The organism is Microbulbifer sp. GL-2 (genome assembly GCF_007183175.1).
GTDB lineage: Bacteria > Pseudomonadota > Gammaproteobacteria > Pseudomonadales > Cellvibrionaceae > Microbulbifer.
The window spans coordinates 107,463-120,452 of record NZ_AP019807.1 but is presented as its reverse complement, the minus strand read 5'-3'; the positions used below and the strand labels follow the sequence as shown (position 1 = coordinate 120,452).

The window sequence follows — 12,990 nt, the reverse complement described above, 5'->3', positions numbered from 1 at the left end:
TTCCCCAGAGGCCCGGTAGGTTCATAACCCCTTGCCCCCTTCATCGGGGGCTTTTTTCTGTCCTTCCCCCCAACTTCTCCAGGTCAGCTTGCTGCATCCATCCATTGCTGGGAGAATACGCCGCCCCGCAAATAGGTATCTAGTGTGGCCCGGTAAGGGCGGAGAGGAATGACTGTGAGCAAAATCGGCTTGTTTTATGGCAGTGACGAAGGCAACACCGAATCCATAGCCCTGCGCATTCGCGCCCGTCTGGGGGAGGATAGTGTCAATCTGTTTGATATTGCCGATGTCACTCAGCTGGATATCGCCAACTACGAACAACTGATTTTCGGTATTCCCACCTGGGACTTCGGTCAGATCCAGTCCGACTGGGAGGAATTCTGGGAGGATGTACAGGAAATTGACTTCAGCGGCAGGACGGTTGCGCTGTTCGGCCTGGGTGATCAATTCGGTTACGGTGATTATTTTCTCGATGCCATGGGCATGTTGCACGATGTGATTGTCGGGCGGGGGGCAACAATTATCGGTTTGTGGTCCACTGAAGGCTATGAATTTGAGGCCTCCAAGGCGGAAATTGAGGGCGAGGGCAAGTTTATGGGCCTCGCTATCGATGAAGACCAGCAGGAAGAGTTGACCGCCGAGCGTCTTAACCTCTGGTGCAAGCAAATTGCTGACGAGTTTACTCTTGCTGGTGGTGCTGACAGCGTCATCGAGTTGGATGATTAGAATTGCATGCAGCAGGCAATCCCCTTTAAAGAGTTCTGGGCTTGGTTGGCCGAGCACCCCAACTGTATCCTTCGTGCAGGTAGTACAGACTCAGTAGTTTACGATGATGATGACTACCATTGGCTCTTTGCTGAAGAGGATGCCCATACCTTGCTTATCCAAGTTATGCGAGGAAAGCGCCCTGTAGCAGAGTTCTTTGTTGAGCCTGCTCATGTATCCTCTGTTCGAGTCAGTGCTGGGGAAAGAGGGGAATTTAATTTCGATTTGGTTACCGAAATTCATGGACAGGTGCAGGTAATTTTTTATTTTGTATTGTCACATGGGCTGGAAGAGGCTGCAGATAAACCCGATGAGGAGCAGCGGAGTTCCGGGCGCCTTCATTAGGGAATCGATAAGTCTACTTCCGGCATGGTTCGTAGGCTTTGTAGATCTTGTCTTTATTAGGCTAGAGGAAGCTCCACTATCAGGAGGTTTTTCCACCTGATAGTGGCTGATTAAGTGAGCAGCAGCTAGCCTTCACCAGGTTGTCTTTCTGTGGCACCGACCCCGATATGCTGATCGAGAAAGCTCAGGATCTCAGTATAGAGTTTCATATTGTTTTCCTCGCTATAAAAACCATGGCCCTCGTTAGCAACAATTAGGCTCTTTGCTGGTTTTCCCTCCTTTGCAAGTTTCTCCAGTAGCTCCTCAGCATGTTCAACAGGTACGCGCTCATCTTTTTCTCCATGCACAATAAACAAAGGGAGATTGAGTTTATTGGTATTGTGGATTGGGGAGTTTTCCCTAAGGAAGTTCTTATCTTTACTTAGTTCCCTTTTTAGGTAGGCGAGGCCTCTATCTCGACGCTTTATGTCTCCTTTCTTGTACATCATCTCCAAGTCATATACTCCCACATAGCCAATGGCACATTTGTAGAGTTCGGGATACCTGATTGGATTCATCAGGGCGGAGTAACCACCAAAGCTGGCACCATAAATACAAATTCTCTCTGGGTCTGCATAGCCTTTATTTATTGCCCAGTTAACCGCATCGGCGATATCCTTTTGGATTTTTCCTCCCCACTCGAGTCTGCCTGCCCTATAAAAATGACTTCCATAGCCTGTAGAGCCACGGAAGTTTACCTGGAGAACCAGGTAGCCATTTTGAGAGAGGATCTGTGCTTCCTGGTCATACCCCCAATAATCGCGGGCGTGAGGTCCACCGTGGGGTAGAACTACCATAGGTTGGTGTTCATTGGAACCTTGTGGGAATGTGAGATATACCCCGATCTTTAGACCATCTTCGGTGTTGAAGTCATCGGCCAGCATAGGCTGGAGCTGTTCAGGGTTTAGCCAGTTCGCAGATGAAATAAGAAAATCCACTCTTTTGGACTCCATATTCACTAGAAAGTAGTCGTTGGGCAGGCGGTCGCCATGAACTTTCAGCACCCCAAGACTCCCATCGGAGGTAAAGCTGGTAAACGAAATATGGTACCCCTCAAAAGCTTTTTTGAGTCCGCGGAAAAAAGCAGCAAACCCCTCGCTTTCGCTAAAGAAGTGCTCTACTGGATAGTCAGGGTGCAAATAAATCCCGACCGGTTTGTAGCTGCCAGGAGTACGAATTACGCCATGGATATCAGAAACTTCATGTTGATACACAACTGAATACTTGTCAGTACCGGGTTTTAACTTGATGAGCTTCTCAGTTTGAGCTTCTTCACTGAGGGTTAGGTAGGCCTCACCCGCTGCGCGATCAAAACCTATTGGTGTCGCAGTATCCAGTAGAGGGTTGTTTATTCTTTCCCATCCCTGTTTTGTCCTGGAATACAGCTGACTATCTCCTTGTTCATCGATGCCATCGGCAAATAGCAAGTTTCCTTTTTGATCTGTATATGCACGCCCCCAGGCCTGGGGAAGGCGGGAAATTCGCTTTTTAACACCGTTGTATATATTGAGTCTCAATACTTCGCCAACAGATTCTTGATTATCTGCCCAGGGGTGTGTGGAAACTAAGATTTCTTTCTTTTTATCTATAAGTGGATCAATGAGAGTGGCGTGTGCAAAGGTGGTCTCTGCTTTTTTAAGGCGAGACCCAACTTGGCGTTCGCCGGCCAGGTGGCCAAAAATATTCTTGCCCTTAGAGCCATCATAGTTAATTGCAAATAGCGAACCGTAAAAAACAGGTGTCTCTAACGCAGCCTTGCGCGATACGACTTCGGCCACAATACGCTCATTATTGGCCCAGTAAAAATTACCGACCTCTTCCTTGCCGCTAAAACGTAAAGAACCTGTGACCTGAAGGGGGTTAATGGACATGAAAATAAGCACCCGTTCACCGTTGTGTAATTTTTTTACGGCTAAATGGGTACCTGTGGGCGAGATTTTAACTTCCTGAATATCTGCATGGCGTACCAAGTCTGATAAGTCGACTTGTTGGCATATTGAAAGGGTTGGCCAGAGGAAAAGAAGAAATAGAAATCTACGCATTATTAAAATCCTTGTCATTGAGGTTTTTAATTATGAGTGACAAGGGAGCTAAAAGAAATGGTAAAGGCGGGCCTTCAAATGGCCGCCTTTACCAATTGGTCAGGACAATGTACTAATTACTTGCTAAGTCTTCGCTTTCCCGCTCAGGCTTATGTTGGTCAAACCAGTACAAAATAGCAGCAACTTTCGCAATCATCTGGCTGGGCCTCGCGGCAATACTGTGAGATGCGCCCGGAACGCGTACCATAGCAGCTTCCACATCGTTCAGCTTGAGTGCCTGGTAGAACTGCTCTGTCTCGGACATTGGGGTGCGGTAATCCTCCTCTCCGGTAAGCAGCATGGTTGGTGTGGTGACATTACCTACATAAGTCAGGGGTGAGCGGCGACGATATTCCTCGGGTTTTTCCCAGGGCATACCTGAGAACCAGTATTTAGTGAAGAATCTGGAATAATCCGCAGTCAAGACGAAGCTCTCCCAGTTGATGACCGGTTTGGCAACCACTGCAGCTCGGAATCGATCGGTCTTACCGATAATCCAGGCGGTCAGGGTGCCGCCTCCGCTGCCGCCGGTAACAAATAGCTGCTCCTCATCAATATAACCCTGGTTGATTACTGCATCGACGCCGGACATCAGATCGTCGTAATCCTGACTCGGGTAGTTGTGGTGGATCAGGTTGGCAAATTCATGCCCGTAGCTGGTGGAGCCTCGTGGATTTGTGTAAAGAACCACATAGCCGGCGGCGGCAAAAAGTTGTACCTCGGCGGCGAATCGGGGGCCATAGTTAGAGAAGGGGCCTCCGTGAATTTCCAGCAGAAGTGGATACTTTTTCTTCGGGTCAAAATTGGGCGGGTAGGCGATCCAGCCTTGTATGCTACGGTCATCAAAACTGGACTTATATTTGATTTCCTCTACATGGGCCATATTGCGCAAGGGCATCAAGTCGCTGTTGAGGCTGGTCAGTGTTTTTACTTTACCGCTGCGGGCCAGTGCCAGTTCTGCTGGATGTTGTGGGTTAGTTTGCGTGTAGGCAATATCTCCCCGCTTGGATACTGCGAAGTTGCTCCCGGAGTAGGGGCGCCCCAGTGACAGTCCACCGGCATCGCTGACAGCCAGAGTTTCATTGTCACCAATTTTCTTGATGGCAATTTTTGTGGAGCCGTGATCATCGTAGCTATAGGCGATACGTTTGCTATCACCCAGCCAGTGGAAGCTGGAAATACTGCGGTCTTTGACGGTTTGAACCTTGCGGGACTTGCCACTATTGAGATCAATGATACGCAGGGAATGCTGTTGGTATCCGAGCCGTTGGTCTTCGAAGCCCAGATAAGCGAGTTTTTTTCCATCGGGAGACATCTGCGGGTGGTGATCGGGCCCAAACCTCTCTGTTATCTGCTCAAAATTACCATTCTTGAGATTAACTTTGTAAATTTCCGAGTTCATCAGCTCGATCTCATGATCGGGGTGACGGTTTGCGGAAAAATAAATAGCGTCGTTGTTTTTACTCCATGCGAGACTGCTATTGTGGTCGTATTCGCCACTTGTGAGCTGACGGGGGGTGCCGCCGTCACGGGGAATTACAAAGACCTGGGTGTGCCCCTGTTTGAGGTAGCCCATACCGTCTGCGCGATAAATGCTACGATCGATGAACTGTGGCGGCTCTGCCCATTTTGCACCTTCAGGAGCTCCGGGAAGTTCAACCGGCAAAGGCCTGCTCTCTGGTACAAACATAGTGAAAGCAATTTGCTTGCCGTCCCGTGACCACTGAATATTCGAAGGGGCTTTGGGCAGATGGGAAATCTGCAGGTTTTGGCCGTTGTCTAGCCATAATAGGTGGATCTGCGGGCTGCCGCTGCGGGTGCTGACAAAGGCAATTACCTTGCCGTCCGGGGACAGGCGCGGTGAATAATCAGAGTAGTCACCTGAGGTCAGTGGGCGGTGGTCTTTACCATCGGTGCTGATACGCCACAGGTTGGCTCGTTTATTGTCCGCCATCTTATTCATAGAATTACGGACGTAGTAAATACTTTTTCCATCGTTACTGAATTGTGGGCTGCTGGCGTACTCGAGATTGAACACATCCTCATAGCTGAAGTTGGGTGTCAGGTCGCTGGCGGCTGCGGGGCTGGCAATAAATATTGCGCCGACAAGTTTTAATAGCCGATTCATGATCTGCGGGCTCCTCCTCATTTTATTGTAGTCAGGTGGAGCATACCGCAGGTGAAATCGGGGAGGGGGCCAATAAGCTGACCTGCGTATCCAGTACGATAACCCGTGGGGCATCAGCGGGCTTGTAAGCCTGCTATTGCTAAAAGGTGAGAGTTGCTCACCAAATTTTCATCTTCCATTTCCCATCAGGTTAGTGCTGATCAAATCAGTAGAGAGCATGGGCCACTTTGAGATTCTTTTGCCAGACTTTATTAGTTTTTGGAGACGCTCGAAAATAACTTTTGGGAATATTGCCTCATTCAAAGGTTGGGCTCGTTTGGAGGCTGGTGGGCTTATGCAAGAAGTTCTTTTAGCGCTTCCCGATAAATTTCCTTGAGCACATCCAGATGGCTGGCTTCGACTCTCTCATCCACTTTGTGAATAGTTGCATTGACCGGCCCCAGCTCAACTACTTGCGCTCCGGTCGGTGCAATAAAACGGCCGTCGGAAGTACCCCCGGCTGTCGATAATTCAGTTTCCTTCCCGGTAATTTTTTGGATAGCTTGTTCCACAGCATGTACTAGTGGGCCCTCGGCAGTGAGGAAAGGGTGCCCAGACAAATTGAAATTAGCTTCATACTTTAGGTTGTGCTTATCCAGAATTGCGCAGGCACGGGCTTCCAGTTCTTCGGCGGTGGACTCCGTAGAAAAACGCCAATTACAGAGTAATTCCACTTCACCGGGAATCACATTGGTTGCTCCGGTGCCCCCATTGATATTGGAAACCTGGAAACTGGTGGCGGGGAAAAATTGATTGCCCTGATCCCACTTTTCTGCGGCTAATTCGGCCAGCGCGGGGGCCAGGGTGTGAATTGGGTTTTCCGCCATGTGGGGGTAGGCAACATGCCCCTGCACACCGGACACCTTCAATTCCAACCCCAGGGAGCCGCGTCGCCCATTCTTGATGATATCTCCTACGCGCTCGCTGCTGGAGGGCTCGCCCACAATACAGCAGTCAATTTTCTCTCCCTGCTCTTGGAGCCACTCAACAACCTTGACGGTGCCGTTGGTAGCTGGGCCTTCCTCGTCGCTGGTAATCAAAAAGGCGATGCGCCCGCTGTGGTTCGGCTGTTGATCGATAAATTCTTCACAGGCCACTACCATTGCAGCAAGCGAACCCTTCATGTCGGCCGCGCCGCGCCCATAAAGAAAACCATCGCGAATTTCCGGTTCGAACGGGGGACTGCTCCAATTCTCCTCTGGGCCGCTGGGCACCACATCAGTGTGGCCCGCGAAGGCAAGTAGCGGGCCGTTATTTTGCCCGTTGCGCACTGCCCAGAAATTATCGGTATCCCCACGTCGCAGCTTAGTTACCTCAAAGCCAATTTTCTCCAAGCGCTGGATCATCATTTCCATACAGCCTGCGTCTTCAGGGGTTACGGAGCGACGCCGAATAAGGTCGAAGGCGAGTTGCAGGGTGGGGGTCACGAAGCATTCCTTATTTTTGGATGAGTAAGGCCGGACAGAGAGTTATAACGGCGGCAGAAACTTGGTTGCGCGGGGCTTGGCCCCGCAGTGCTCAAAATTAATTGCTGTGTAGCGCTTCGTTGAGCTCAATTGCACTCTTGTTAGTCAGGCATTCCACCGCACCATTAGTGGAATTCCTGCGGAACAGCAGATCAGATTTTCCAGCCAGTTCGCGCGCCTTAATATATTCAACAAGTTTGCCGCTGTCGTCCAGTAGGGCCACCTTGGTACCGGCGGTGATGTAGAGGCCCGCTTCTACAGTGCAGCGGTCCCCGAGAGGGATACCGATACCTGCGTTGGCGCCAAGTAGGCAATTGGCACCGACGGAAATGATAATATTGCCACCCCCTGACAGGGTGCCCATGGTGGAGCTGCTGCCACCCAGGTCAGAACCTGCGCCGACAAACACACCTGCTGAAATGCGGCCCTCAATCATGCCAGGCCCCTCTGTGCCAGCGTTAAAGTTCACGAAGCCCTCGTGCATTATGGTGGTGCCTTCGCCAAGGTAGGCACCAAGACGTACGCGGGCAGTATGGGCAATACGGACTCCGGTGGGGATCACGTAATTTGTCATCTTGGGAAACTTGTCGACACAGGATACTTCCAGGTGTTCTCCTTTCAGCCGGGCTTCCAGTTGGCGCTGGGGTAGCTCTTCCAAGTCGATCGCCCCCTGGTTAGTCCAGGCCACATTGGCCAGTTTGCCAAAGATGCCGTCAAGCTTGGTTTCGTGGGGCCTCACTAAGCGGTGGGAGAGCAAGTGCAGCTTCAAGTAGGCTTCGGGGAGAGATTGAGGTGCTTCGTCGGTCGAGAGTACCACTGCAGCAAGTGGTCGTTGGGTAATAGTGAATTGCTGCAGGATGTCCGCCTGCTCGGTAGCGCCCAGCTGCCGTAGCTTCTTTTCCAGGGGGTGCAGTTGGGCAGGGTCCAGCGACAGGCTGAAATTGCCTTCGCCGATATTCAGGGTTTCTTTGACTGCTGCAGCCACATCTGCATCGGGTTTCAGCAGCGGTTTTGGATAGTAAACTTCCAGCCAGTCACCCTTGTTGTTACAAGTACCAACGCCAAAACCAATGCTATACATATCGCTCATAGTATTTCTCCTAATTGGATCAGCCGGCAAGTTGGGTGAACTCGGCCTCTTTAAAACCGAAGTGGGTGGTATCGCCACTGGTGGTTACCGGGCGTCTGATCAGAGTGGGGGTCTCACTGGCGAGTGCAAAGGCTGCGTCATTATCCATGCCGTTTTTCTGTTCGTCCGTAAGTGCACGCCAGCTGGTAGAGCGGCGGTTCAGTACTTCCTGCCACCCAAATTTATCCAGCCAGGTTTTCAGGGGCACATTGCCCATGCCGTCTTCGCGGAAATCGTGAAATTGGTAATCGATCCCGTTCTTTTCCAGCCATTTGCGGGCCTTCTTTACAGTGTCGCAGTTTTTAATTCCGTACAGAGTAATCACAGTTACGCCTTTTGGGTTTTCTTGGGGTTTTTGCGGTTGGGGTAACAAGTGGTGCAGATTTCACATACGGTGCCATCGCAGCCCCGTGCAGAGCAGTATTCCCGGCCGTAGAAAATAATCTGCAAATGTAATTTATTCCACTTTTCCCTGGGAAACAGTCGTTTTAGATCCTTTTCTGTTTGGGTGACATTTTTCCCGCTGGTGAGACCCCAGCGCTGGGCGAGGCGATGAATATGAGTATCCACTGGAAAGGCAGGGTGGCCAAATGCTTGTGACATTACCACGCTAGCGGTCTTATGGCCGACTCCTGGTAGGGTTTCAAGTGCAGCCATATTTTCAGGCACAGCGCTGTGGTACTCGTTGACCAGAATCTGTGACAGTTTACTGATGGCTTTGGATTTTTGTGGGGACAGCCCGCATGGGCGGATGACTTCCTGGATTTTTTCCACTGGCACCTGTGCCATATCTACGGGATTGTCAGCCAGTAGCCAGAGTGCCGGGGTGACCTGGTTGACGCGCTCATCAGTGCATTGTGCGGATAGCAATACGGCCACCAGCAACGTATAAGAGTCATTGTGGTCGAGGGGGATGGGGGTTTCTGGGTAAAGTTCTTCAAGACGCTGTTGGATAAAATCCACGCGTTCCTGCTTGAGTAAGTTTTTTACTGCCATTCTTTGTTGTGCCTGGGGGCTCCTGGAGTGTAATTCTTGTGTTTGGGTGCAATGCCCTAGCTGCAAAATGTCTTGAGTCGCCGAGCTGCCTCCACGCATTCATCAAGGGTCGCAACTAGAGCCATGCGCACATATTCGTCCCCCGGGTTAAGGCCCTCGCTCTCACGGGCAAGGAATGAACCAGGCAGGACAGTGATGTTCTGTTGGCGAAACAGTTCGCGGGCAAAGTGCTCCCCATCACCGACACGCGGCCACAGGTAAAAGCTTGCCTGGGGGGCGCTTACTTCGACGCAGCCGTCAAGGATATCGAGTACTGCATCAAATTTCTGCCGGTAGAGTGAGCGATTTTGCTGTACGTGCTCCTCGTCCTGCCAGGCGGCGATGGATGCGTATTGGTTTGGTAGTGGCATGGCACAGCCGTGGTATGTGCGGTAGAGCAGAAACTTTTCCAGCAGTTGAGCGTCACCGGCAACAAACCCAGAGCGCAGACCGGGGAGATTGGATCGTTTCGACAGACTGTGGAACACCACGCAGCGGCGATAATCGTTGCGGCCTATTTCCTTACAGGCTTGCAGTAGCCCACTGGGCGGTGATGCTTCATCGAAGTAGAGTTCCGAATAGCACTCATCCGAAGCGATGGTGAAATCGTAGCGATCAGCCAACTGTATCAGCCACTGTAGTTCAGCTGTTTCCAGTAGTGCTCCGGTAGGATTACCCGGCGAACAGATATATAGCAGTTCGCACTGATGCCACACTGACTCGGGAATAGAGGCGAAGTCAGGCTTAAAGCCGTTGGCAGAGACACAGTTGATAAAGTGTGGCTGTGCTCCGGCAAGCAGTGCCGCCCCCTCGTAGATTTGGTAAAAGGGGTTGGGCATCAGGACCTTGCTGCCCGGCGACACCATTGCTTGGGCGAAGGCGAAGAGTGCCTCACGTGTGCCGTTTACTGGGAGTACCTGGGTGTCCGCACAAACCCGGTCTAGGTGGAAACGCTTGCACAACCAGTCTGCGATTGACTTACGTAGAGGCTCCAGGCCTTTGGTCAGCGGATAGGATGCAAGCTTATCGAGATGTCGAATCAATTCGCTGCGCACAAACTCTGGTGGGGTATGTTTCGGTTCGCCAATAGAGAGGGCAATATGCGGTTTGTCCGCTGCTTCCAGGCCCGCTTTGAGGGCGTGCAGTTTGCTGAATGGGTAGGGCTGCAACTTTTCCAGGTTGGGGTTCATGGCAGTCTTGTCCGCTCTCTGAATGGTTGTTATTGCGGTGCTGTGTGTTCGTCCAGCTCCTGGCAGATTGCCTCTTCCAAAGCTCGGTTAGCTTCTTTGCCGCACAGGGGGCGCCCTTCGGCATCGGTGATGTGGAAGATGTCCTCTACCCGCTCGCCGAGAGTAGAAATCTTGGCGTTGTGCAGGCGCAGGTCGTGGGCGATAAAAATACGTGCAATGCGCGCAAGAAGGCCGGGCCTGTCAGCGCTGGTTATTTCCAGTGTGCTATAGAGGTCCCCGGGTTCGGCGGACAAGTGCGCCTGGCTCTCCAGCTCGAACATCTTCAGGCGGCGTGGAGTGCGTCGCTGGATTACCTTGGAGTAGTCCTCTACCAACGCCAGCTCCTGCTGCAGCGTTGTTCGAATTTGCTGTAATCTCTTTGGTTCGTCAAGCAGCGGCTGACCGGATTCATCCAGTACATAGAAGGTATCCAGCGTATAGCCCGAGGCGGAGTTATACAGGCGAGCATCGTGCACGCTCAGGTTGAGCATATCGAGCCCGGTGACAGCGGCGGCGAAAACATTGGCTCTATCCGGGGTGTACACGAATACCTGGGTGGCGCCGTCATGTTCACCAGGGCCCGAGTTACGAGTCAGCACCAGGGTATCACTTTGCTCCAGCGGGGCATTGCTATGCAGCTCATGGATAGCTGCGGTGTGCCAGGTAATGTTATCGGCACTCTCGCGCACAAAGTAATCTTCGCCCATCTGTGCCCAGATATTTTCTACCGAGACTTCTGGGAGACCCATGGCACACAGCTTTTCCAGTGCGAGGCTGCGGGTTTCCTCAATGATTTCCTCGCGGTCGATCGGGTTTTCCAGGCCGCGGCGAAGGGCGTGTTGGGTAGCTTGATAAAGTTGGCGCATCAGGCTGGCGCGCCAGCTGTTCCACAGTTCTGGATTGGTGGCATTGATATCGGCCACCGTTAGAGCGTAAAGGTAGTCCAGGTGCTCGCGGTCGCCGACTTCGCGGGCAAAGGCGTGCACCACCTCGGGATCACTGATGTCCTGCTTTTGTGATACCTGGCTCATCAACAGGTGCTTCTCCACCAACCAGCAGACCAGTCGGCGATCGCGTGCAGGCAGTTGATGACGTTGGCAGAACTCAGCGGCATCTACCACGCCCAGCTTGGAGTGGTCTCCGCCTCGGCCTTTGGCGATATCGTGGTAGAGACCGGCAATGTACAGTAATTCCGGCTGGCGCATACGTTCGAGTATGTCTGCGGCGAGAGGAAATTTCTCACGCGCCTCCGGGCTGCGAAAGCTGCGCATATTGCGCACAACTTGTAGAGTGTGGGCATCCACGGTGTAGATATGGAATAAATCATGCTGCATTTGGCCTGTAACCCGCCCGAATTCAGGCAGGTAGCGCCCGAGAATTCCATAGCGGGTCATACGTGATAGCTGTGAAGAAAGTCCGCGAGGAGAGCGAAGTAACTGCATAAACAGTTCGCTGTTGGTGGGGTCGGAGCGGAAGTCCTGGTCGATCAAGTGCCGATGTTCATGAATCAGCCGGGTTGTAGAGGCTCGTACCCGGGTAATCTGTGGGTTTCTTGCCATCAGCACAAAAATTTCCAGCAGGGCTGAGGGATACTTGTTAAAAACCTGCGGGTGGACAACCTCAATTGCACAGTCGCGAATCTGGAAGCGTTCATTGATGGGGGTGAGGTTCTGCCCACCGCCAGGCGTTGAGATGGCTTCACCGAGGTATTGTAGTAATACGTCATTGAGTTGACGCAAGGCCATCACAGTCCGGTAGTAGCTGTGCATAAACTGCTCGACTGCCAGCTGGGTGTCGCTGTCCTCGAAGCCAAACTGCTTGGCCAGCTCTCTCTGGTAGTCAAACAATAGGCGTTCTTCGGCGCGGCCGGCGAGGAGGTGCAGGCCGTAGCGCACTCGCCATAGGAAGCTCTCGCCGGACTGGAGGATGGCGAATTCCTCTTCGGTAAAAAACGCTTTGCCCTGCAGCTGCTTAAGGGTGCGTACCCGGAAAAAATATTTAGCTACCCAGGAGATAGTTTGGATATCGCGCAGCCCGCCGGGGGAGTTTTTGATATTGGGCTCAAGAATGTACTCTGCCGCCTGCTGGCGGTTATGGCGCTCCTCCTGCTCGGCAAACTTGGCGTGGAAAAATTCCTCCATGGGCCAGAGTTTCTTTTGTTCCAGTGAGGATGCCAGTTGCTCTCCGGGTGCGGTGTCGCCCACTATTGTGCGGGACTCCGTGAGATTGGTCATCACGGTAATGTCCTGTTCGGCAAGGTCCAGGCATTCTTCCACGCTGCGTACAGAGTGGCCGATTTCCAAGCCAAGGTCCCAGAGGAAGGCTACAAACCGCTCAATATTTTCGATTGTGTCTGAGTTTGCAGGAGCGCTGGTGAGTATCAGCAGGTCGATATCTGAATAGGGGTGCAATTCGCCACGACCATAGCCACCAACTGCGAGCAGGCCGATACCGGGCTTCCAATCATGCTGGTGCCAGGCGTAGTGCAGAAGACAATCTATAAAAAGGGCGCGCTCATGTATCAGGGTGCTGACATCCTCCCCCTCACGAAAGCGCTCAGCCATCTGGTGTTCCGCTGCGCCAACAGCATCCTTGAAAACCTGCAGGGGGTGCTTTTCACCGGCGGCAAGATCCAGACGAAATCTGGCCTGATCAAAGAAGAATAGGGGGTGTTCAAAGTGGGGGAGAGTGGCCGGCTGCATGGGATGAGTCCATTTGGCTGTATCCCGCCGCG

10 protein-coding genes are annotated in these 12,990 nt (G+C 52.2%); 2 read left to right on the top strand and 8 right to left on the bottom strand.

The features are described 5' to 3' along the window. The first annotated feature begins 174 nt into the window (after nt 1-174). Both GL2_RS00540 and GL2_RS00535 read left to right on the top strand, forming a co-directional pair. Nucleotides 175-726 carry a flavodoxin gene (locus GL2_RS00540; protein ID WP_143732739.1) on the top strand — a complete coding sequence of 184 codons (552 nt, stop codon included), beginning with the start codon at nt 175-177 and terminating at the stop codon, nt 724-726. A 6-nt stretch (nt 727-732) separates the two neighbouring features. After that, on the top strand, nt 733-1,110 hold the full coding sequence (locus tag GL2_RS00535; RefSeq protein ID WP_143728800.1) for a hypothetical protein: 378 nt from the start codon (nt 733-735) through the stop codon (nt 1,108-1,110). A gap of 125 nt (nt 1,111-1,235) precedes the next feature. On the opposite strand, the gene GL2_RS00530 is transcribed toward GL2_RS00535, so the two are convergent. The 8 genes from GL2_RS00530 to GL2_RS00495 form a co-directional block, all read right to left on the bottom strand. Next, a complete protein-coding gene (locus GL2_RS00530) occupies nt 1,236-3,191 on the bottom strand; it encodes a S9 family peptidase (protein WP_172621013.1) in 1,956 nt (651 codons plus the stop codon). Nucleotides 3,192-3,303: 112 nt separating this feature from the next. Further along, nucleotides 3,304-5,358, bottom strand: coding sequence for a S9 family peptidase (locus GL2_RS00525; protein WP_143728798.1), 2,055 nt, complete (start codon nt 5,356-5,358; stop codon nt 3,304-3,306). A gap of 332 nt (nt 5,359-5,690) precedes the next feature. Then, entirely contained in the window at nt 5,691-6,824 is a 1,134-nt protein-coding gene (gene dapE, locus GL2_RS00520) for a succinyl-diaminopimelate desuccinylase (protein WP_143728797.1), read from the bottom strand. Nucleotides 6,825-6,921: 97 nt separating this feature from the next. After that, nucleotides 6,922-7,953: a 2,3,4,5-tetrahydropyridine-2,6-dicarboxylate N-succinyltransferase gene (gene dapD, locus GL2_RS00515; RefSeq protein ID WP_143728796.1), complete on the bottom strand. Its 1,032-nt coding sequence runs from the start codon at nt 7,951-7,953 to the stop codon at nt 6,922-6,924. A 19-nt stretch (nt 7,954-7,972) separates the two neighbouring features. Further along, on the bottom strand, nt 7,973-8,317 hold the full coding sequence (locus GL2_RS00510; protein ID WP_143728795.1) for an ArsC family reductase: 345 nt from the start codon (nt 8,315-8,317) through the stop codon (nt 7,973-7,975). A 2-nt stretch (nt 8,318-8,319) separates the two neighbouring features. After that, nucleotides 8,320-8,988 (bottom strand): endonuclease III, encoded by a 669-nt coding sequence (gene nth / locus GL2_RS00505; protein ID WP_143728794.1) that lies wholly within the window; start codon nt 8,986-8,988, stop codon nt 8,320-8,322. Nucleotides 8,989-9,044: 56 nt separating this feature from the next. Further along, nucleotides 9,045-10,217 carry a succinyldiaminopimelate transaminase gene (gene dapC, locus GL2_RS00500; protein ID WP_143728793.1) on the bottom strand — a complete coding sequence of 391 codons (1,173 nt, stop codon included), beginning with the start codon at nt 10,215-10,217 and terminating at the stop codon, nt 9,045-9,047. A 29-nt stretch (nt 10,218-10,246) separates the two neighbouring features. After that, nucleotides 10,247-12,958 carry a [protein-PII] uridylyltransferase gene (locus tag GL2_RS00495; protein WP_143728792.1) on the bottom strand — a complete coding sequence of 904 codons (2,712 nt, stop codon included), beginning with the start codon at nt 12,956-12,958 and terminating at the stop codon, nt 10,247-10,249. Between the last annotated feature and the right edge of the window lie 32 nt (nt 12,959-12,990).